Genomic DNA, 21,949 nt, shown 5'->3' on the forward strand with positions numbered 1-21,949 from the left:
CAAGCACAAACAAAAAGTGCCATCTTTTATTGCGTTACGTCACAGAAAATTTTGTTTCCGTTCCTTGCAATTTAACAAAGATAGCACTGTTATTCATTATGTAAAATAGAGTATAACATACAATAAAACAAGTACGACAAACACACTCGTGTCATTAAATGTCCATTTTAATTGACGATATTTAGTACGTGTATCGCCACCTTGATACCCTCTAGCTTCCATGGCATTCGCCAATTCATCTGCTCGACGAATGGCATTGGCAAATAGTGGAATCAATATCGGAATAATCGTTTTAATGCGTTTAAGCAATGAACCTTCATTAAAATCCACACCCCGAGAACGCTGTGCGTTCATAATGGTACTTGCTTCGTTTAAAATGGTCGGTACAAATCGCATTGCAATGGATAAAATTAATGCAATTTCATGTACGGGTAATCCAAAACGACGAAATGGAGATAATAAACTTTCTACCGCATCGCTTAACCCTAACGGATTAGTGGTCAACGTGAGTAAAGTCGACATGCCAATAATAATGGTAAACCGTAGCGTGACAATAAACGCTTGCCACAACCCTTCATCCGTTACTTTAATAATCCACAATGACGTATACACTTCACCTGTTTGCACAAATAAAATTTGGAAAAAGGCTGTAAATAAAATTAGCCAAATCATTGGCTTAATGCCTTGAAAAAAATAACCTAGCGTGATACGTGACATCAACACGCACACTAATAAAAATACCACTAAAATGCCGTAATCCGCAAGTGTGCTAGCAGAAAACACCACCACAAAAAAAGCCATAATAAATAATAACTTCGCTCGCGAATCGAGTTTGTGGACAAACGAATCGCCCGGTAAGAAGCGGCCTAACAAAACATTATCTAACATTGTCGCCTCCTAAGCGTAAAACGAGTTCATCAACCAACGTTTCCGTCGTGTAGTAGTTTTTCGAAAAATGAACCCCTTTTTCTTTTAAATTTTTCACAAATTGTAACGAATGCGGTAAACCAATATGATGTTCTTTCAAAAACGCTTCATTGGCAAATAATGCATCAACCGGACCGTCAAACATTAAATTCCCTTGATTTAACAATATCACACGATTGGCATACGTCACCACATCATTCATTTGGTGCGTTACCAATACAATCGTTAATTCACGTTCACGGTGTAGGCGATGAAATAAATTCATCATGTAATCTCGGGTTTTAGGATCCAATCCTGCGGTTGGTTCATCTAGCACTAAAACATCTGGTTGAATGGCTAAAATCCCTGCAATCGCCACGCGACGCATTTGACCACCGGATAATTCAAACGGCGAACGTTCGAATAATGTTTCATCAATCCCGACCAACTGCAAAGCATCAATCGCCTTTTGTTTCGCCATTTCGGGTGTATCTCCAAAATTTAGCGGGCCAAACATAACATCTTTTAAAACCGTTTCTTCAAACAATTGTGCTTCTGGAAACTGAAACACAATGCCGACTTTTTGACGAAGCGGTTTAAGTTGTTTATCTTTCGTTTCGGGCGTAATTTGAAACGCATCAATACTCACTGCGCCTTGCGATGGTTTTAATAGCGCATTCATATGTTGAATTAATGTCGATTTCCCACTTCCCGTATGTCCCACTACCGCAACAAAATCTTTTTCTGAAATCGTCAAAGACACATCATTTAAACTTTTATGTTCAAACGGTGTATTAGGTTGATAAATGTAACTTACTTGGTCAAAAGTGATTGACATAGCCATTCCTCCAACTCTTCCATTGTCATGTACGCTTTTGGTAATGCGACACCTTTTTCTTGTAACAATTCATAAATTTGGCGCTCATACGGTTTCGCTAACCCAAGAAAATCAACATCATATTGTCCACTAAATAGTGTTTTGGGATCGCCGTCATATTGCAACGTTCCTTTTTGTAACACAATGGCACGATCTGCCATTAACACTTCTTCAATGTCGTGCGTAATGGACAATACCGTTAAATCAAACTGTTGTTTTAGTTCTTTCACAACACGTAACACTTGTTGTCTACCTTTAGGGTCAAGCATTGCCGTCGCCTCATCTAAAATTATAATTTTTGGTTGTTGTGCCAACACACTAGCAATCGCGACACGTTGTTTTTGCCCACCGGATAAACGTGACGGCTCTTTACCTGCAAATTGCTTCATGCTCACTAATTCTAATGCACTATCAATTTTTTCTTGCATTTCTTTTGGATCCACACCTTGATTTTCCAAACCAAACGCGACATCATCTTCAACGGTCACACCAACAAATTGGTTATCTGGGTTTTGAAAAACCATTCCAATTTTACTGCGCACATCATACACCGTCTCATGTGAAAGTGTCAGTCCATCAATTTCAATAACACCTGATCGCGCCTCTAACAAACCATCCAATAGTTTAGCCAACGTTGATTTCCCCGAACCGTTATGACCACACACAGCAACCCACTGCCCTTTCGGTATCGTAAACGACAAATCACGTAGTGCCTCTACTTTTTCTTCGCCATTGTTATAGGCGTAACTCAAATTTTTAACTACAATCATGTTCAAACTCCACTTATCCGACTAAACCTGCGATTACCACAAAGCCTAACGCATTTGTAAAAGCATGATACCCATACGAATATTCAATCCCTTTAAAATAATATGCAAGAAAACCTAAAATCATGCCTGGTAAAAAATAGGTCACAAACTCTGTAAAAGTCGTTCCACTGTGCGCAAAAGCAAAAAGTACACTAGATAAAACAATGGCAATGACAGGATGTTTTGGTAACAATAAATTTAAAAACACCCCGCGAAAAACAATTTCTTCTAAAAATGGCACAACAACAATGACAATCATTGCCCCGTTTAACAAAGTTGACCCTTGTAATAATTGTTCAACTGACGCTTGATTACGCATCACCACTTTCGGCAATAATTGCATAATGAGATTGGCAACAATCGTTAAGGCGTACCCCATTCCAATTGCTAGCAACATATTTTTTATTTTTACTTTTCTAAAATTGAATAACTCCAGATGAGTTGCTTTTAAAAGGGCAACAATACAGAATACTACCGCACTTGATGCAAACAAAATAGCTACATCTTCCCTAAAGCCAAACGAGTGAAATGCCATGTTCCCAAACATTTCTAAACCTAAAATATAAAGCGCAATAATACTTAGTCCTACAAATCTTCTTTTTGCCATTTTTTACTCCTTATGCGATAATGATACAGAAAAGATTATATCACTTTTAGACCAATTTATATAGGAAAAATATTGTAATGACCATTCGACACGCCACTTTAGACGACATTTCTAGCATCTACCCACTCATTCGCATAATTTGGGAAGATATGTCACACCCACTACTCACACTTTTAGACGATGCAACATTCAAACACACCATGTGCGATTTAATGCGACGCGACGAGAGTAAATTCTCATATCGTAACGCACTCGTCTACGAAATCAATCATCGGATTGTTGGGGTGTTGTATGGCTATGACGGACATAAAGAGCCTGCGTACGATAAACAACTCATCGATTATATTCGCAAACGTTTCCCGAATGTAGACACCACACCATTACACATGGAACGTGAAAGTTGTGATGATGAATGGTATTTAGATAGTTTAGTGGTCGCTCCACAACATCGTAGTCAAGGCATCGCTAAAGCTTTTTTCAATTATTTGCACGCTAATGCCTCACAATCCATCATCGGATTAAATTGTGAATACGGTAACGATAACGCTTTTGCACTCTATCAAAAAATGGGCTACAAAAACGTCTGTTCTACAACATTTTTAGGCCACACCTATCGACATATGCAACGAACAAGCGTATCATTTAATTAAAAATCATTTGTCGTACAACAAAGGGGGACGTCATCATGGAATTTGAAAAACAAAAAATCGGTAAATTGCTACAAAAATTATCTAAATTCGCTATATTATCAGGGGCTATTGGGCTACTATTTATAGCCATTATGTTTATATTACAAGTCAAAGCACCCGACCCACTATTTTCTGTTTTAGGCACTTTAGCAGTGGCTGGACTAGCAGTATTTTTACTTTTAGCATTAAGCGTATTCGCTCTAACGATCACCTACCGTACAAAAACCAAAGACAACACCTATAATCAGTACATATGGTTTGGATTGTTTATAGTCGTCCTTTACGTTGTTCGCTTTACTTTAAAATAAATCGTAAAACCTCACCGAATCCGGTGAGGTTTTTTGTTACTTATGCAATGACTTTAAACGCGATTTCTCCGTTTTCCAAATACCCTTGAATTGTTGCTTGCGATGAAATACGTCCTGCTATCACTTCACGGGCTAAAGGTGTTTCAATATGATGTGTCATAAAGCGTTTTAATGGACGCGCACCATAGGCGACATCGTATCCATTGTCAACAATCCAATCTACCACCTCATCACTCAATTGCAACAGTAGATTTTGTTGTTGTAACCGTTTGTTTAAATCAGCTACCAATTTATGCACAATGCTTTTTACAAATTGCTCACTTAACGGTGTAAACATCACAATGTCATCAATACGGTTTAAAAACTCTGGTTTAAACTGTGCTTTTAATAGTGCATTCACACCATCTTGTGATACTTGTGTCAATTGACCACTACTATCCAATCCGTCTAACAACAAATGCGAACCAATATTACTTGTCATGATCAACACCGTATTTTTAAAATCAACCGTACGTCCTTTAGAATCGGTTAAGCGCCCATCATCAAGCACTTGCAATAAAATATTAAACACATCGGGATGCGCTTTTTCAATTTCATCTAGTAACACAATCGTATACGGACTACGACGCACCGCTTCGGTTAATTGCCCACCTTCTTCGTAGCCAATATACCCCGGAGGAGCTCCCACTAAACGAGAAACCGTATGTTTTTCCATGTACTCACTCATATCAATGCGAACCATATGTGTGTCGCTATCAAATAGTTGTTGCGCTAACGCTTTAGCCAACTCTGTTTTACCAACACCCGTTGGTCCTAAAAATAGGAATGAGCCAATCGGTTTATTTGGATCTTGTAATCCAGCACGAGAACGCAACACCGCATCACTCACACGTTGAACCGCATCATCTTGACCAATCACACGTTCATGTAAACGTGAAGATAGTTGTAATAATTTTTCGCGTTCACCTTGTACTAAACGTGTTACGGGAATACCGGTTAATCGACCAACGACTTGTGCAATTTGTTCAGATGTTACCGCCTCTTGTGTTAAACGTTCGGTGTCATTGTTTAATGAACGACTTTCTAACACTTTCAATTGCGCTTCTAATTCTGGAATTAAACCGTGACGTAAACGGGCTGCTTTTTCTAAATCGTAGTCGCCTTCAGCCGTTTCCAGATCATGTTTAGCACGTTCTAATTCTTGACGTTTATTACTCAATTCACTTAAAGATTCTTTTTCTGTTTCCCATTGCAATTTCAACGCCGTACTAGCTTCACGTAAATTTGCTAATTCTTCACGTAACGTCACTAATCGTTTTTGTGACGCGTCATCTGTTTCTTTTTTCAACGCTTCTTCTTCAATTTCTAACTGCATTAAACGACGTGTTGCCTGATCTAATTCCGTTGGCATCGAATTTAATTCCACACGAATCGTCGCACACGCTTCATCAACCAAATCAATCGCTTTATCCGGCAAAAATCGATCCGTAATATAGCGGTTGGACAACACCGCCGCACTCACTAGCGCATTATCATGAATATTCACCCCGTGATGAATTTCAAAACGCTCTTTTAACCCACGTAAAATACTAATCGTATCTTCAACGGTTGGCTCGTTGACCATTACCTTTTGGAAACGACGTTCTAACGCTTTATCTTTTTCAACATTTTCGCGGTACTCATCTAATGTCGTCGCACCAATACAACGTAACTCGCCACGTGCAAGCATCGGTTTTAATAAGTTTCCGGCGTCCATGCTACCTTCCGTTTTACCCGCACCAACAATGGTATGCATCTCATCAATGAACAAAATAATTTGTCCATCAGCTTGTTGCACTTCTTTTAACACCGCTTTTAAACGTTCTTCAAACTCACCACGATATTTTGCCCCCGCAATTAAAGCACCCATATCTAGCGACATCAACGTTTTATCTTTTAAATTTTCAGGCACATCGCGACGCACAATACGTTGCGCTAACCCTTCCACAATAGCCGTTTTACCGACACCCGGCTCACCAATTAATACGGGGTTATTTTTTGTTTTTCGCGACAAAATGCGAATCACATCTCGAATTTCTTCATCGCGCCCAATAACAGGATCCATTTTACCTTCACGCACCGCTTGCGTTAAATCGACACCATATTTTTTCAACGCTTCATACTGTTGTTCTTGATTTTGTGACATCACTTTTTGCCCTCCTCTTAACGTTTCAATCCGTTCTTGCAACATCTCTTTTGTTAGGTGTGATTGTTGCAAATGCATGGTTATCGCATCATTTTTCAGTTCATATATCGCCAATAAAAACACTTCAGTGGATAAAAATTCATCGCCGAATGTTTTGGCAATTTCATTGGCATGAGCAAACAATTGGAATAACGACGCACTCATTGCTTCTCCATACCGCATATTGTTTCCGCTCACTACGGGAATACTATCTAATTGTTTATCGACAACGCCTTCTAAATCGGTTAAATGAACACCCAACTCTTCGTATAACCCACGCACAAAATGCCCTTGCGTTAAAAATACTTTCCATAAATGCGCAATCCCGATTTCTTGATGTTGCCGTACAATCGCGATTTGTTGCGCTTGGGCAAGGGATTCTTGCATTGTCGTTGTTAATTTTTCTATATTCATCTTATCAACACCTCACTTGTTTCATAACTTCTGTATAATTAGCACTCTGTGCCTTATAGTGCTAATTATACACTTTCCAAATGCAGTGTCAATACTTTTTTAGCACTCTTTTTTGACGAGTGCTAAAAAAGTTTTAAAGAGTTAATGACATTAGCCGTCTATATATAGACATCGTGTACATCACTTTGTGGCTCAAAAATCATTTGTCACTTACCTTACGGTGCGTGACGGACTAAAGTCATAAACGAAAAGATAGCGACTTAACATCTGTTAAATCACTACCTTTATGAGCCTTTGACATAGAGCCGTAAGTTCTACAATTTAACATGAGATACGAAAAAAGACTGCCAACACGTTACTGTGTCAACAGTCTGAATGCTCAACAATTGTCAGCATTATCTTCTTTATCCATTTCTTTTTAAACGTTTCAATATGGCTGGTAAAACAAGCACTGTTACTAACGCAACCGTTGTTGTCGTTCCTGCTACAGTTAAATCAAATACACTCGCCACATAATACCCGATTAATGAAACAATAATGGCCACTAAACTACTTAAGTACAAAAATGCACCATAATGCTTCACATAATGCAACACACATAAACTCGGCGCAACGAAAAATGCAATCACACTAATCGAACCGACTGAATCAAATGACATGACGGTCGTAAAAGCCACTAATAACATCACACTGATTGATAATACCGACGTATTGACACCCGATAATTTGGCATGTGTTGGATTACTTAAATACAACTTGAGCGGTTGATACGCCACACATAAAAAGATAATGACACCGATAAAGTTTATCAATACTTTCACTAACGTTACCGATACATCAATCCCAAAAACGTCCATACGCGATAGTGGAGCAAAAATAATTTCCCCCATCAATACCATATCCATATCCAAATGTACATTATTCGCATACATTGTAATTAAAATGACGGCAATGGCAAAAAACAAAGGAAATACTAATCCCGTCGCCGTATCGTGATTGATTTTAACTGATTGATTTAATCGGCTAATCAATAAAATCGTCAACACACCAAACAGTGCTGCAAACACCACTAAAAGTGGCGAATTTAATTGTCTTACCGTAAAAAAACCTAATACAATCCCTAATAAAATCGAATGTGACAACGCATCAGCAATCATGGATTCATTACGCATCACTAAAATATGTCCGACTAAATGACAATTGAGTGCCGTTAAAATCAAAATTATTGCGACTTCCATGTGCCACCTCCTTTTTCACGGCGTGTATGGTATACAAAAGTGACTAACGCTATAAATGACATTACGATAATAATCGCTGGTCCGGTAGATAACCCTTTGACAGTCGAACTGGCATATGTCCCAATAAATGCACTTACTACCGCCGTAATCGAAGCGATTACTAACGATTGTTTAAAGTGCTTGCTTGGCAACATTCCCGTTACCGCAGGGGCAACTAAGAAACTACTCATTAAAATTGCACCTACCACTTTTAAACCAACACTAATGAGTAAAACAACCATAAACGTACTTAAATGCTTCATTAGCGAAACATTGACACCTTGTAATTTGGCAAATGTTTTATCACTTAAATATAAACAAAACGATTCATAATAGCGGATAAAAATAGCAATGGTTATAAACGATACAATAACAATTAGCCAAATATCATCTTCTTGAATAAAGGCTGCTTGTCCAAACAAATAATTTTTCAATCCCGCTTGTGCCGCTTTCGAAAAATGCGCATTCCCTTGCAGAAATTGATTTAACACCATCCCTAATCCAAAAAAACTAGACGATATAATGGTCAATGCATTTGTATAAGAATGGTTTAATTTATCCGTTAAATAATGCACTAAATAATACGATACATACCCAGAAAATATTGCGCCGCACATTAAAATGATGGGCGCTCTATCTTGGGTCAACATGTACGCAAAAATGACACCGGGATATGATGCATGAGCAAGCGTATCTCCAATTAAACTTTGGTTCGACAACACACTCAAAGAGCCAACTAAAGCACCACAAAACGCTAATAAACACGCGCCAATTGCGACTGTCACAAATGAATAATCAAATAAAATCGACATATCGCTACCCCTCGTTAAAAAAGATGGTGTCAGTGGAAATGTGGTACGTTTGTTGGTAAAGTTGTGCATTAAAAACGTCTTCCAACGACCCGTCGGCAATCACCGTTTGATTAATCCAAACCACGTGATCAAAATATTTTTGAACGGTGTTTAAATCGTGGTGAATTGTGATCGACGTCTTGCCTTCTTGTTGAAATTCTTTGAGCGTTTCCATAATGAGTTGCTCACTGACAACGTCCACACCTGCTAATGGCTCATCCAAAATGTAAATATCTGCCTGTTGTGCGATAGCACGCGCGATTAAAACACGTTGCTTTTGCCCACCAGACAATTGTGTAATGTGTCTGTCTTTCAATTCAAGCAACTGCATGCGTTCTAAAGCGTTCAAAGCAATTTGTTTATCTTCTTGAGTTGGTCGTTTTAAAAAATGTGTGCTAAACGCAAAACGTCCCATCAAAACAATATCAAAAATGGTTGCTGGAAATTGCACATTCGTATTAGACGATTGTGGGACATAAGCAACTTTTTGACTAATTTGTTTCAATGAAATCGGTTTTCCATTTAATGTGATTTTGCCACATTTAATTTTTTCTAATTGTAATATCGCTTTGACTAACGAACTTTTCCCAGCTCCGTTAGGACCAAGAACTGCCGTTCTTGATCCTTTAGGAATCGCTAGGTGAACATCGGAAAGTGCAACAACACTTCCATATTCTAAGCTGACGCCATCAAGCGTAATAACGCTTTCTTGCATGTTTGCTTGCTCCTAAATGTTTATTTTAAATATTTTACCATTAAATTAATGTTATGTTTATACATTTCGATGTATGTATCTCCCTTTTCGCCTTCTGGGGCTAATGAATCAGACAATAACTCTTCGCCGTCTCCACGAACAACCGTTACGCTACCACCTTTAGCTTCGACCGCCGCTTTTAATTTTTCCATACGTTCAGGATTTGTTGTGGATTCAGCAAAAATGGCTTTAACTTTTTTAGCAATAATTAAATCAACGGTTTCAATCATTGCTTTGTTATCAACTTCAGAGTCCGTGCTGACACCTTGTGGTGCGTGTACACTCACACCGTATGCTTTTGAAAAGTAATTAAATGCATCGTGCGGTGTAATTAAATAACGTGTTTCTTCTGGAATTTTTGCTAATTCTGCTTTAATCCACGCATCTAATTCATCCAATTGTTTCAAGTATGCCGTTGTATTAGCTTTAATTTTATCTGCTTCATTCGGCAATAATTTCACCAATTCTTTACTTGCAGTTTCTACAGCTAGTTTATATAACTTAATATTAAACCAGAAATGTGGGTCAGTTACAACTTCGCCATCTTCGTCTAACGTTTGCAATTGGTCTTTTGGAAATTCTTTTGATACCGCCGTACCTGATTTTTCTAACGCGTCTACCATTTTTCCTTCAAAATGTAACCCATGATACAACACTAATTTAGCATTTTGTAATTTTTTCAAATCGCTTGCTTTAGCAATGTATAAATGTGGGTCTTCTCCCGCCGGAATTAACGACTCTACCGTTACCGCATCGCCTGCCAGTTGCTTCACCATATCTTTTAAAAACGATGTCGTTACAGTTACATTTGGCTTTGTTGATTGATTTGATGTGTTAGCTGGTGCATTTTGAGTGGTACATCCTACTAATAATAACACACCTGCTAATATTAACCATATTTTTTTCATAAATCTATCCTCCTATATCTAAAAGTTAAGTATGCTTAACTGTGATTGTAGTGTACATTAATAATTTAAAAGTGTCAACACTTTTTTGCAATAAAAGAAAAAAAGGTTAGAGCCTACACTCCAACCTTTTCAACAGGATTCAAAAAACGAAAATATTTCTTTACGCTATTGTAAAATCATACGGTGATCACACCGTATACACGCTAATCATAACTGACTGTTTAAACGTCATTTTTCACTAAATTTTGTAGCGCCTGTATTTTGATTAATCTATGGTCAAATAGCGCATCAATTCATCTAAATAGGCATAACTTTCCATGCCAGTGACCGTCAGCTGAATCACGAATTGCTGATTATTTTGTTCAACACTCGCCTTTAACTTCGTTTTAGACAGTTGTTCAAAAATATTTGGCCCCGTTAAACGAGAAGATGTTTCTTTATCGTACGTCACGCGAATGGCATTGCCTAAACGTTTAATTTTTTCAACACCTTGTTTTTCGGCATAATATTTAATCATGCCAATCGCCATTAAATCGGCAACTTCTTGCGGGTAATCACCAAAACGATCAATAAAATCATCTTGTAAACTGTGATAATCTTCTACGGATTGAATGGTACGAATCCGTTTGTATAAATCAATTTTTTGGCGTTCGTCACTAACGTATGTAGACGGAATGTATGCCGTTATCCCTAAATCAATTTCCACTGATTTTTCTACCTTTTGCACACCCGTCTTTTTAAATTCAACTGCCTCTTGCAACATTTGCGAGTACAAGTCAAAACCAACCGAATCAATAAAACCACTTTGTTGTTGCCCGAGTAAATTACCCGCACCACGAATCGATAAATCGCGCATGGCAATTTTAAAGCCGGCACCAAGTTGCGTAAATTCTTTAATGGCTTCTAATCGTTTCTCACCTGTTTCACTCATTGCCTTGTCTTCTTGATACATAAAGTAGGCGTACGCAATTCGATTGGTACGACCGACACGACCACGTAATTGATACAACTGCGACAATCCCATGCGGTCTGCGTGTTCAATAAACAGCGTGTTGACATTTGGCAGGTCGACACCTGTTTCAATAATGGTAGTTGTCACTAACACATCATAAACACCGTTCATAAAATCCATGAGTACATTTTCAAGTTCCAATTCGCTCATCTGCCCGTGTGCATGTGCGACGCGTGCTTGGGGAACAAGGTTGCGAATCGTTTCTGCCGTTTTCGTAATCGTATCGACGCGGTTGTGTAAATAAAATACTTGACCATTTCGAGCCAATTCACGCTCAATGCCATCTTTAACAAGCGACCAATTGTGTTCTAAAACGTACGTTTGTACGGGGAAGCGGTTAGCCGGCGGTGTTTCAATAACGGATAAATCGCGAACACCAAGCATGGACATGTGTAACGTACGCGGAATTGGTGTTGCGGTTAGCGTCAACACATCAACTTGCGTTTTCAGTTGTTTTAAACGTTCCTTATGTTTAACACCGAATCGTTGTTCTTCGTCAATGACAACCAAACCTAAATCTTTGAAATCAACGTCTTTTGAAACAACACGATGTGTACCTACAACAATATCTACCGTTCCTTTTTTCAATCGTTCAATCGTTTCATCTTGTTGCTTTTTCGTACGGAAACGACTTAATAAACCAATATTAACGGGGTAATTTTCAAAACGTTGTTGCAACGTCATAAAATGTTGTTGCGCTAAAACGGTTGTGGGTACAAGAAGTGCTACTTGTTTACCATCTTGTACCGCTTTAAACATCGCACGAATGGCAACTTCTGTTTTACCATAACCGACATCTCCAACTAACAAGCGATCCATTGGCTTGTTACTTTCCATATCCTTTTTAATTTCAGCAACACTGCGCAACTGATCTGGCGTTTCCGCATAGGCAAACGACTCTTCAAACTCTCTTTGTTGCGTATCATCTTTTGAAAAAGCGAAACCAACTTGCTTTTCACGTTCGGCATAAAGCGCAATCAACTCATCGGCAATATCTTCAATTTTTTTCGCGACTTTTTTCTTCGTTTTTGCCCATTCGGTACCACCCAATTTATTCACTTTCGGGTCTTTTCCATCACTAGCAACATATTTTTGTACTAAGTGAATTTGTGTTACCGGAATAAACAAACTCGCACCATCTTGATACACAATAGACATGTAATCTTGTTTGACGCCGTTAATATCTAGCGTCTCCATACCTTTATATTGACCCACACCATGCGAAACATGCACAACATAATCACCAACGGATAACTCCGAATAGCTTTTCAACCGTTCCGCATTATTTAAGTTTTGGCGTTTTGCCACTGATTTTGTCACTTTGTTAAATAACTCTCGATCCGTAAATAGCGCAAATTTATCTTGCGGCAATTCGAACCCGTTATGCAGTGGTCCCACTACTAAATTGATGGTTTGTGGTGTTAACTGCGTATAGTCAGACAGTACGTGTGACATACCAAAATCATCAAAAATAGCCGCTACTTTTTCTACCCGCTTATGATCACTCAACGGAATTGTAACGGTGTAGCCTTGTTTGACTAACCGCTCCAATTCGGTTTTAATTAAGGGCATTTGTGAGAAAAATTGCGGTACGCTACGGTAGGCACATTCAATAATTTGTGAAAATTTTAAACGGCCTAGCCCTTTTGACAAATGGGATAAGTATATTTTTCGTAAAGTGTTTGTCGATAATACCTCTTTAATACTTTTCTTTAACCGCTGTGTTGGCAGAGCAATCGCATCGTTTACTTTTTGCGTTAAAAACTCTGCTACTTCCATTTGTTCCGCTTTATCTTGTTCGATAATACGGGCGTAGTCATCAATAATGATTAATGCTTTGTTAGGTGCATAATCTAATAACGTTGCTGGTTTTTCAAATAAAATATCGGTATACAACTCTACATTTTCCGGTAATTCGCCAAGTGACAATCTTGTTGCTAGATGGGTCAAAAAGACATCTAAACTAGATGCAACTTGTTCATCTTTTATTTTCGTTAAGGCGGTGTCTTTTACCGTATTTAACCGCGTTGAAGCTTTCTTTAAGGAATCCGCATTCCACACAATTTCACGAGCGGGTAAAATGGTAACGTCTTGTAACGTTTGAATTGATTTTTGTGTTTGCGGATCAAATTGACGAATGGAATCAATTTCAATATCAAAAAACTCAATACGTAACGGCGTGTCACTAGACAATTCATAAATATCGACAATGCCACCACGCACACTAAATTGCCCCGGCGATTCCACCATTGCTTCTTTATGGTATCCCATCTCAATTAATTGACGTTGCAATGCGGTAACGTCATAATCTTGGCCAACGCTTAACTGAACGTTATGTTTTTTAACATTTTCTACGGGAGACAACAATTGTGTCACACCCGCTTGCGGTACAATGACGATTCCGGGTTCATTTGACAATAAAAAATGTAACACTTGAATACGTTGGGCTTTTAATTCCGGAGATGCCACACTATATTGTGCAAACACACTCTCTTCAACAGGGTATAACATGACGGGTAAATCCCCCGCCATTTGATTAAAGTCATCATACGCTTGCGTAGCTGATAACATATTGGGGGTAATGTACACCACCGTTTCACGTTTTTGTTGTAAAGTTTCACAAACAGCAAAAACCTTAGCGCTGCCACTTAAGCCAGTCACTAAGAGTCCATCTTGCTGTAAGCCAACTTTTTTAAATTGTTCTAATCCAGTTGACATAATTTCTCCATTAATTAAAGTGATTCATCGTATTTAAAAAGGCGTTATCTTGCTTCGTTTTAGCAAAATAGCTCATGGCATCAATCGTTTTATCAATTGACACGTCTACATCATTTTTGTAAATGCCTAAAAATTTAGACAATACGTGCTGAATAACCGTTTCAAATTCTAATGGGCGCCCAATTCCCATGCGTACGCGATTAAATTCTTGCGTACCAAGGTGTTGAATTAAACTTTTAATTCCATTGTGCCCACCCGCAGAACCTTTTTGGCGTAAACGAATTTTGCCGATTGGTAAATCCATATCGTCATAAATAACGACCATATCGTCTTTATCGATTTTGAAATAGTCCATCAACGGTTTGACACATTCTCCCGATAAATTCATGTACGTTTGTGGTTTGACTAAAAGGACTTTTTCACCATTTATAAAAAGTTCGGCGAATAACCCTTTATGTTTGGAATGATTAAACGTCACACCTTCACGTTTTGCCCATTCATCCAATACCATAAAGCCAATATTGTGTTTTGTTTCGTGATATTTTTCTCCGGGATTCCCTAATCCCACAATCATTTTTACCATATATCTCCTAGCGTGCATACGCACAAAAAAGCAAGGTTCGCTTGCTTTCCTTTTTATCATTTTATTATTGTCACATTATACGTTAATTTGAACGACATGACAATGTTTGTATGCTATAATTAGGCTAACAAAACGTTGAGGTATTTATTTTCTATGGAACATCAAAACAAAAAAACAACGCCTTTCATTGAATTTCTAGGTGGCATCAATTTACTGTTCGGATTAGTGGCGCTCGTTCTTTTGAGCATTTCACTCTATTTGCTTAGTACCATTTCGTACATCTTTTCACCAATCGCTGTCGTGATGGCATCCATCGGAACGCCACTCATTTTAGCCATCGTTTTTTATTATATGTTTGTACCGTTAGTGGATAAATTAGAATCCTTTAAAGTATCACGTTCTCTGGGTGCTAGTTTATCACTCCTCATTTTACTCAGTATCGCCCTATTATTAATCGGTATCGCCATTCCAACAATCGTCGAACAAGTCGTCGCTTTCGCACAAGCGTTACCGACAATGATTAATAACTTTTCAGAAGTGTTGCAACGTATCAGTTCCACTTATGAATTTCAATCTTACTACAATCAAATTATTGAATTTGTAAGTAACAGTTTATCCGATATTGTGAATCAATTTTTATCCACTCTAGGTTCAACAATACAAGGGCTATCCGCTATTTTATCAGCGGTTTCAAGTGTCGTCATTGCCTTATTAACATTCCCTATTTTTCTGTTTTTCTTATTGATTGACGGACGCCGTTTTAAAAATACGTTTTTAAAACTTTTTCCTCATCATAACCGTTCCGAACTCAACACGGTATTTCGAAAAATCAACCAACAAGTTGGGGGATACATTAAAGGTCGTTTATTAACCAGTTTTCTGATTGGCGTTTACTTTTTCATCGCCTTCTCCATTTGCGGATTAAACTACGCCTTTGTATTGGCGTTCTTATCCGGATTGTTGAGTTTAATTCCATACATTGGCGCTTTAATCGCGCTCATACCAGCGCTTATCGTTGCCATTACACAATCCACACTCATTACGATTGGTGTTCTCATCGTATGGGCAATCGGACAAGTGCTAGACGGTAACATTTTAGGGCCACTGATTATTGGTAAAAACTTAAACATGCACCCATTAACGATTATTATTGTGTTATTGGCTGCCGGTACAACAATGGGTATTGTCGGTATGATTATTGGTATTCCAATTTATGCCATTATGCGTATTTTCGTTGAATTTGTATTTAATAAATTTAAAAAACGCTACAACCATTATTTTGGATCAAGCAAATCAGCATATGATGACTAGTCATGCAATCTAAACCATTATGAAAAGGACAACCATTCTAGTGATGCACGCATCATTTTTGAAAGTTGTCCTTTTTAATTTTATAACATTCCATTGCCCCTACCATTTAATAAAATAGAATCTCCTTTTTCTTTTTTATCAAATAGGGGAAATGGCAAATGATTTCACACAAATTGTCTCACGACCTTTTTGTTTAGCAAATAAAGTTAGCACCTTATGTCATCCGTCTAAATCGCACTAAAAAGGCGACTAACCTTTCATTTGGTCTGTCTTGGTCAAACGTAAAAAAGCAACTTGTCAATTATTCCGACAAGTTGCTCAAAACGTTGTTATATCAACGTTTCATAACTTTATACAATGATTATGATTAGTTAACGTTTAAATTGTAAATTTAAAAACTCTAATGTAGCGTGATATGCATGACGAATACGTTCTAATGTTTCTGAATCCACACTATCTACATATTCTCCGTCTTCTAAATAATTTTTACCTAGCACGACTTGATAATCATAGGCAGGCAGACCATTCTGACGCACTTTACCCGGGATTGCTACTCTTGAAACCCAAGTCGGATGCAAGACAATGTCACTGATTTTCGTTTGATCGTTTGCCTTTTCAACTGAAACCTCAACGATAACACCCCGTTCAGTCCATTCCTTATTAGCCGTATCGTCCATCGATTCCACGCGTTGATTCGACAACAAGTTTCCCATCGAATAAATGATAAATTTCTGTTCGCCGTCTTTATGAATAATTTCAGTCGGCTCCATAACGTGCGGGTGCCCACCAAAAATAATATCCGCTCCCCACTCAATCATTTGACGATACAAACGTTGTTGCTCGCTAGTGGGAGAAAGCATATACTCTATTCCCATTTGCGGCATCACCACCGTAATATCAGCCAATTTTTCTGCTTTTTCTAAATCTTCTTTTATTTTGGGTTCATTTAAATCACGTAAATGTGTTTGGTATTCAGCATCAGTGAGTTGTGCCTCCAAGCCGTTAAAGCCGTAAGCATATCCCAAAATAGCAATTTTAATGCCATTAACTTCTTTAATCAAAATATCACGTGAACCATCAACACTCACTCCGAACGGTTGTAATCCCGCAGATTCAAACGCCTGATACGTCGTTTTCAAACCCGACAATCCACTGTCTAAAATATGATTGTGTGCCAAATCAATCACATCGTATCCGGCATCTTTAATAGCAGATACGACTTCTTTTGGAGCGTTAAATAACGGATACCCGCCTAATGGATAATCTTCATTAATCGTTCCTTCAAAATCTCCCAACGCCAAATCTGCCGATGAAATCAAGGATTTGATTTGCTTGTAATTGTTTGAAAAATCGTATGTTCCATCACTCTGTAACGCACTTTCATAAATAGGTATATGATACAACATGTCCCCACTCGCCATAATCCGTGCTTTTTGCACTTGTTGATTTGGTGTGTTCGTTTCATTTGTATTAGACACCTTGTTATCATTAGTTTGTACCGGCCTTGAAGGCGCGGACAAATCAACTAATTGTGATACTAAAAATGCTACAATTATTGCTAACACCATGACTACGGAAAAATGAATGATATTTTTTCGTTTTTGTTGTCTCTTTCTTTTTTGAAGCCGCCCCTGTTCTCTTCTCATAATAATCCCCTAGTATTTAATACGCTTATTGTCTCAAAAAAAGGCATGTTTTTCAAACAAAGCCCTTTATATCAATTAAAATCATCTCATTTTCATACGAATAATCCATATCGCAATTTTGAAACTATTTTTAACATCATTTCGTGTCCTTCAAGATACAATGACCCATTGATTTTTTAAAATGATTCCATTATAGTAAAATTATCTTTTTGGAGGAAAAACATGCATCACTTTAAAATTGGTTGGCGTACGTTTAAAACCGCCCTTTCCGTATTCATTTGTCTATTATTAACTTACTCATTACAACGAGAAACACCCGTACTAGCCTGCTTGGCCACAGTGTATTGTTTACGAACTGACCACGCTAGCACATTAAATTTTAGTGTCCATCGACTCATCGGTACTTTTGTCGGTGTATTAGTATCCATGCTTGCAATTAGTGTACAAATGCAAGTTGATTCTCACATTTTATGGCAAGCCACTATCGGCGCGCTAGGCACCATTTTGCTCATTGTCATTTGTAACGCAACTAAACACCCCGAAGGTATTATTACAGGCGTCTCTACCTTTTTTATCATTTGCTTTAATACACCTTTTACGGAAACATTCGGTTATGCTGCCAACCGATTAATCGACGTAGCAATCGGCGCTGCCGTCGCCATCGTTGTGAATTTTATTATGCCCGGCAAAAAAAATTAACCGTGCATCAACATATTGTTGATAAACTTAAGACTGTTGACAGATTTATTTTGTCAACAGTCTTTTTAGTTTACGGTAGTTCATAAAACGTATTCAAAATGGAACTCTATGCCAAATAACGTTGATAACTTATGCTACCAACCCTAAAAATGATACACTCTAATAAATTATAAGCGTACGGTTCTATATCAAATGGTGTGAGCTTTGATGAAGAACACAAAAAACACCCCATTTACTAAAACCTTTGGCTACGCTGTCAATCGATTAATTGATGTCGCCATCGTTGTCAATTGTGTCATAAACGGGTAAAAGAGTTAAAAGGGTGTCAACGGACTATTGATAACCTTTTTTATATTAAAATAGCACCTTATCACAAAAGCCACGCCTTGATTAAACGAGACGTGGCTTACCTATTTTTTGCGATTTAATATATAATAAAATTTCTGAATTATGACATTTAAGCAAAATCGCATAATTTTATATTTTTTAAATATTATTTAAATAGTTTACTGTCAATCAACTGATCAAATTTATTGATGACGTTAGGATCCGTATGATGACTCACATAAATAAGACCCACATTTTCTAAATCTAAAACAGTTTGCTCAATGGCGACACGTGTTTCTTTATCCAACTGCGAAGTAGACTCATCAATAATAATAAAGGCAACGTTTTTAATTAAAGCACGTGCTAATGCAATTCTTTGCTTTTCTCCACCTGAAATATATTGACCATTTGAATTAAGCATCGTATCCAACCCAAATTCTTGTTTATTTATAAATGACTGTAATTTTACCGCCTGAATGATTTGATTTAAACGTTTTTCAGAAACATTTTCTCCTAACGTAATATTATCTTTAATCGTACCATTCATTAAATAAACTGACTGATCGATATACGAAATATTTTTATAATAGGTTTTTAAATCAATTGTATGAAGATCGATATCGTTAATCTGCACTTGCCCAAATTGTGGTTTAGTTAATCCTAATATCAATTTTAACAAAGTAGATTTACCACTCCCTGATTCTCCAACAATAATGTATTTTTGATTTTTATAAAATTCAAAAGAAAAATCATCAAATAGTTTGTTATCATTATATTGTAATGCAATATTTTTTAATGTAATAGTCGTTAATTGTTCACTAAACGCTGGTTTTTCTTCTTTCACATACTCAAATTTGTTTAACAAAACATCTGCCGCTTTAAACGTTGACATTGCTTTTATGAAACCTTGTGCACCATTAAATAAATTACCTGCCAATGAAGCCACACTCAAAATACTACCCGCACTTGTCCAACCAATACTAACAAGAAATAAAGCGAAAGCAAGCAACCCAATTTGTGACATCAATGACATCAAAAGCATAATGCTACCAACTTTTGCTTGTGTCATTGAAAAACTAAAATATTGTTTTTCTCTTAATTCAATTGCTTTTTGCACATTATTTTTAAATTGAGTTAATGCACCACCAATAAAAAACACTCCCAAACCTTCAAAATTATCTCTAATCGATTCAGTATATTTCTCATTAGCGTCAGTATATTCACTTTGTGCCTTAACAATATAGCGCTGTGTGACATTTGGAAGAATTAAAATAACACAAAGAAATACTAATGACACTACAGCAATAATCCAATGCAATAAAAATAAAGATGCAATCGCGCTAATTACAATTGTGAAAAGATAAATAGCACTAATAAAATTAGAAAATGCCTGTGATTCTATTTGACCAGCATCATTAATAAACCATGACATTGCTTTACCGGTATCCCGTATCGCTATTAAATCATAAGAATGATCCATAACACTATCCGCCATTTTTAATTTTAGTGTCCGATTTGTTTTTCTAATGTATTTTGCTTTAAAATAATCCGATAAAAATGATAATAAAATGGTCACCGCCACAATAACACCTACCAACATCATCGCATTATAAAATTCATATTGATTCGACTGATAAGCATCAAATAAAAATGTTAAAGAATACGATACTAATGTGACTGACAGTGCGTATAAAATATTGAACAGTATCGCTAAAGTCGTTTCTTTACTATTTTCCTTAATAATACGAATAAAAAGTTTATTGGTCATAGTCGTTTCCTCCTAGATGTTTCAAAAATAGACTCATTCTATTTAATTCTAATGAATTGATACTATAGTAAATTCTCTTCCCTCTAATTTCTGAATTAATCATTTTTTCCTGTAATAAATTAGATAGATGATAACTAATTGTCCCCGATGACACTGATAGTTTTTCTGAAATTTCGCGACCAAACATTGCTCTTTTTGATAAAAGAATCAGAATATTAAAACGTGTCATATCTGAAAGTAATGTAAATTTAGTAAGCATATCATCTTGTTCTTCAGATATAGGTTTAAATTCGTTATACACCAAAAACGGTATCGCTCCTAAAAATAAAAAGCCTTGTTTTTCATTTTTGTTATCAAAAACCACACTAAATCCATAAAATTCTGTAAATTGAAGAAATACTGTCGTTTCTAGATAATCAATTTCATAACTCTCTATAACTGACTTTAAATTGATTTCTGGATTTATATCCATGAAATTTATATTTTCCATTTGTGAGTATAATGTCTTTAAATTTTCGCGAATAATATGTTCATGTTTTTTAATTATATTTTCTAATTTTAAAAGTAAATCGTATACATCATCAAAAAAACCATTAATATTATGTATTAATTTATAAATGGCATATCTCTGTTGTTCGCTAAATAAAGATAATTTGTCGAGTTCTTCAAAAGTAAATTTTTCTGTTATATCAAATCCTAATGCCTGCATATTTTTTATAAAATCTTCCTTAATTTTATAAAACAACTCTATATGCGAGTATTCTTTAATGCTCTGTTTAAATTTTGAATACGTTAAAAAATAAACAACTTCGGGTGTTTTGTGAGTTTCAAAATTTTGAAATAATAAATCAATACCTAAAAAATTTTTTAATAGTTTTCTAGCTTCAAATCTAATAGATTTTAAAAACATGATAAATTCTTGATTCTTTTGATTTATCGTAGCTTTAGATACTCCAATTTTATTATACTCTATAGATAACTCGGCATCTTTCTCTTCGCTAGTATTACAAATATATGTCGCTAATAGTAAAGCTTCATTTAAATAATTAATTTTAGTATTGAAAATAACGTTCATTTCAACTCATAAAAGGCTATTCTAATTCAAATTTGTATCAGTGATATTGAGAATCATAAATATCCCTTTTTCCTCTCTAAATTTTATATTTATAAAATTTTAATTCCTTATTTTTATAAATATAAAATAACATAACATTCTATGGTCGTCAAACAAAACAGTTTAATTTTTATAAAACTCAAAAAA

At 36.5% G+C, this 21,949-nt stretch carries 18 protein-coding genes; 4 read left to right on the forward strand and 14 right to left on the reverse strand.

Annotated elements, in window-relative coordinates:
- Nucleotides 1-96: 96 nt before the first annotated feature.
- The 4 genes from J7S27_06055 to J7S27_06070 are packed head-to-tail and all read right to left on the reverse strand — an operon-like array spanning nucleotide 97 to nucleotide 3,199.
- A complete protein-coding gene (locus J7S27_06055) occupies nucleotides 97-888 on the reverse strand; it encodes an energy-coupling factor transporter transmembrane protein EcfT (GenBank protein QTU82832.1) in 792 nt (263 codons plus the stop codon).
- The gene (locus J7S27_06060) at nucleotides 878-1,750 is read right to left on the reverse strand and encodes an energy-coupling factor transporter ATPase (GenBank protein QTU82833.1); all 873 of its coding nucleotides are present in this window, start codon (nucleotides 1,748-1,750) and stop codon (nucleotides 878-880) included. The genes J7S27_06055 and J7S27_06060 overlap by 11 nt, the downstream gene beginning before the upstream one ends.
- A complete protein-coding gene (locus tag J7S27_06065) occupies nucleotides 1,720-2,553 on the reverse strand; it encodes an energy-coupling factor transporter ATPase (protein ID QTU82834.1) in 834 nt (277 codons plus the stop codon). Before J7S27_06065 ends, J7S27_06060 begins: the two co-directional genes overlap by 31 nt.
- A 13-nt stretch (nucleotides 2,554-2,566) precedes the next feature.
- Nucleotides 2,567-3,199 (reverse strand): CPBP family intramembrane metalloprotease, encoded by a 633-nt coding sequence (locus J7S27_06070; protein ID QTU82835.1) that lies wholly within the window; start codon nucleotides 3,197-3,199, stop codon nucleotides 2,567-2,569.
- Between the two features lie 77 nt (nucleotides 3,200-3,276).
- Here J7S27_06070 and J7S27_06075 point away from each other — a divergent pair, with 77 nt between their 5' ends.
- Entirely contained in the window at nucleotides 3,277-3,849 is a 573-nt protein-coding gene (locus J7S27_06075) for a GNAT family N-acetyltransferase (GenBank protein QTU82836.1), read from the forward strand.
- Nucleotides 3,850-3,884: 35 nt separating this feature from the next.
- Nucleotides 3,885-4,196: a hypothetical protein gene (locus J7S27_06080; protein QTU82837.1), complete on the forward strand. Its 312-nt coding sequence runs from the start codon at nucleotides 3,885-3,887 to the stop codon at nucleotides 4,194-4,196.
- Nucleotides 4,197-4,236: 40 nt separating this feature from the next.
- On the opposite strand, the gene clpB is transcribed toward J7S27_06080, so the two are convergent.
- The 7 genes from clpB to J7S27_06115 form a co-directional block, all read right to left on the reverse strand.
- Nucleotides 4,237-6,834, reverse strand: coding sequence for an ATP-dependent chaperone ClpB (clpB, locus tag J7S27_06085; GenBank protein QTU82838.1), 2,598 nt, complete (start codon nucleotides 6,832-6,834; stop codon nucleotides 4,237-4,239).
- Nucleotides 6,835-7,238: 404 nt separating this feature from the next.
- Nucleotides 7,239-8,072, reverse strand: coding sequence for a metal ABC transporter permease (locus J7S27_06090; GenBank protein QTU82839.1), 834 nt, complete (start codon nucleotides 8,070-8,072; stop codon nucleotides 7,239-7,241).
- Entirely contained in the window at nucleotides 8,057-8,923 is an 867-nt protein-coding gene (locus tag J7S27_06095) for a metal ABC transporter permease (protein QTU82840.1), read from the reverse strand. The genes J7S27_06090 and J7S27_06095 overlap by 16 nt, the downstream gene beginning before the upstream one ends.
- Nucleotides 8,924-8,927: 4 nt before the next feature.
- Nucleotides 8,928-9,677, reverse strand: coding sequence for a metal ABC transporter ATP-binding protein (locus tag J7S27_06100; GenBank protein ID QTU82841.1), 750 nt, complete (start codon nucleotides 9,675-9,677; stop codon nucleotides 8,928-8,930).
- A gap of 20 nt (nucleotides 9,678-9,697) precedes the next feature.
- Nucleotides 9,698-10,624, reverse strand: a complete 927-nt coding sequence (locus tag J7S27_06105) for a zinc ABC transporter substrate-binding protein (GenBank protein ID QTU82842.1) — start codon at nucleotides 10,622-10,624, stop codon at nucleotides 9,698-9,700.
- A gap of 265 nt (nucleotides 10,625-10,889) precedes the next feature.
- Nucleotides 10,890-14,378 carry a transcription-repair coupling factor gene (gene mfd, locus J7S27_06110; GenBank protein QTU83625.1) on the reverse strand — a complete coding sequence of 1,163 codons (3,489 nt, stop codon included), beginning with the start codon at nucleotides 14,376-14,378 and terminating at the stop codon, nucleotides 10,890-10,892.
- Nucleotides 14,365-14,937 (reverse strand): aminoacyl-tRNA hydrolase, encoded by a 573-nt coding sequence (locus tag J7S27_06115; protein QTU82843.1) that lies wholly within the window; start codon nucleotides 14,935-14,937, stop codon nucleotides 14,365-14,367. Before J7S27_06115 ends, mfd begins: the two co-directional genes overlap by 14 nt.
- Nucleotides 14,938-15,090: 153 nt before the next feature.
- On the opposite strand from J7S27_06115, the gene J7S27_06120 reads away from it, so the two are divergent.
- A complete protein-coding gene (locus tag J7S27_06120) occupies nucleotides 15,091-16,248 on the forward strand; it encodes an AI-2E family transporter (GenBank protein QTU82844.1) in 1,158 nt (385 codons plus the stop codon).
- A 371-nt stretch (nucleotides 16,249-16,619) separates the two neighbouring features.
- On the opposite strand, the gene J7S27_06125 is transcribed toward J7S27_06120, so the two are convergent.
- Complete coding sequence (locus tag J7S27_06125) at nucleotides 16,620-17,894, reverse strand: CapA family protein (protein QTU82845.1); 1,275 nt, start codon at nucleotides 17,892-17,894, stop codon at nucleotides 16,620-16,622.
- Nucleotides 17,895-18,116: 222 nt separating this feature from the next.
- Here J7S27_06125 and J7S27_06130 point away from each other — a divergent pair, with 222 nt between their 5' ends.
- Nucleotides 18,117-18,593, forward strand: a complete 477-nt coding sequence (locus J7S27_06130) for an FUSC family protein (GenBank protein QTU82846.1) — start codon at nucleotides 18,117-18,119, stop codon at nucleotides 18,591-18,593.
- Between the two features lie 493 nt (nucleotides 18,594-19,086).
- Here the strand turns inward: J7S27_06130 and J7S27_06135 are convergent, their stop codons facing one another.
- Complete coding sequence (locus tag J7S27_06135) at nucleotides 19,087-20,688, reverse strand: ABC transporter ATP-binding protein (GenBank protein QTU82847.1); 1,602 nt, start codon at nucleotides 20,686-20,688, stop codon at nucleotides 19,087-19,089.
- A complete protein-coding gene (locus tag J7S27_06140) occupies nucleotides 20,678-21,763 on the reverse strand; it encodes a winged helix-turn-helix transcriptional regulator (GenBank protein QTU82848.1) in 1,086 nt (361 codons plus the stop codon). The genes J7S27_06135 and J7S27_06140 overlap by 11 nt, the downstream gene beginning before the upstream one ends.
- Between the last annotated feature and the right edge of the window lie 186 nt (nucleotides 21,764-21,949).

The sequence above is a fragment of the Carnobacteriaceae bacterium zg-C25 genome (assembly GCA_017945845.1).
Classification (GTDB): Bacteria; Bacillota; Bacilli; order Lactobacillales; family Aerococcaceae; genus WM01.

What these genes read in the sequence shown, in the direction of transcription:
- J7S27_06055 (QTU82832.1), bottom strand. Translation starts at nt 888, where the DNA reads ATGTTAGATAATGTTTTGTTAGGCCGCTTCTTACCGGGCGATTCGTTT.
- J7S27_06060 (QTU82833.1), bottom strand. Translation starts at nt 1,750, where the DNA reads ATGGCTATGTCAATCACTTTTGACCAAGTAAGTTACATTTATCAACCT.
- J7S27_06065 (QTU82834.1), bottom strand. Translation starts at nt 2,553, where the DNA reads ATGATTGTAGTTAAAAATTTGAGTTACGCCTATAACAATGGCGAAGAA.
- J7S27_06070 (QTU82835.1), bottom strand. Translation starts at nt 3,199, where the DNA reads ATGGCAAAAAGAAGATTTGTAGGACTAAGTATTATTGCGCTTTATATT.
- J7S27_06075 (QTU82836.1), top strand. Translation starts at nt 3,277, where the DNA reads ATGACCATTCGACACGCCACTTTAGACGACATTTCTAGCATCTACCCA.
- J7S27_06080 (QTU82837.1), top strand. Translation starts at nt 3,885, where the DNA reads ATGGAATTTGAAAAACAAAAAATCGGTAAATTGCTACAAAAATTATCT.
- clpB (QTU82838.1), bottom strand. Translation starts at nt 6,834, where the DNA reads ATGAATATAGAAAAATTAACAACGACAATGCAAGAATCCCTTGCCCAA.
- J7S27_06090 (QTU82839.1), bottom strand. Translation starts at nt 8,072, where the DNA reads ATGGAAGTCGCAATAATTTTGATTTTAACGGCACTCAATTGTCATTTA.
- J7S27_06095 (QTU82840.1), bottom strand. Translation starts at nt 8,923, where the DNA reads ATGTCGATTTTATTTGATTATTCATTTGTGACAGTCGCAATTGGCGCG.
- J7S27_06100 (QTU82841.1), bottom strand. Translation starts at nt 9,677, where the DNA reads ATGCAAGAAAGCGTTATTACGCTTGATGGCGTCAGCTTAGAATATGGA.
- J7S27_06105 (QTU82842.1), bottom strand. Translation starts at nt 10,624, where the DNA reads ATGAAAAAAATATGGTTAATATTAGCAGGTGTGTTATTATTAGTAGGA.
- J7S27_06115 (QTU82843.1), bottom strand. Translation starts at nt 14,937, where the DNA reads ATGGTAAAAATGATTGTGGGATTAGGGAATCCCGGAGAAAAATATCAC.
- J7S27_06120 (QTU82844.1), top strand. Translation starts at nt 15,091, where the DNA reads ATGGAACATCAAAACAAAAAAACAACGCCTTTCATTGAATTTCTAGGT.
- J7S27_06125 (QTU82845.1), bottom strand. Translation starts at nt 17,894, where the DNA reads ATGAGAAGAGAACAGGGGCGGCTTCAAAAAAGAAAGAGACAACAAAAA.
- J7S27_06130 (QTU82846.1), top strand. Translation starts at nt 18,117, where the DNA reads ATGCATCACTTTAAAATTGGTTGGCGTACGTTTAAAACCGCCCTTTCC.
- J7S27_06135 (QTU82847.1), bottom strand. Translation starts at nt 20,688, where the DNA reads ATGACCAATAAACTTTTTATTCGTATTATTAAGGAAAATAGTAAAGAA.
- J7S27_06140 (QTU82848.1), bottom strand. Translation starts at nt 21,763, where the DNA reads ATGAACGTTATTTTCAATACTAAAATTAATTATTTAAATGAAGCTTTA.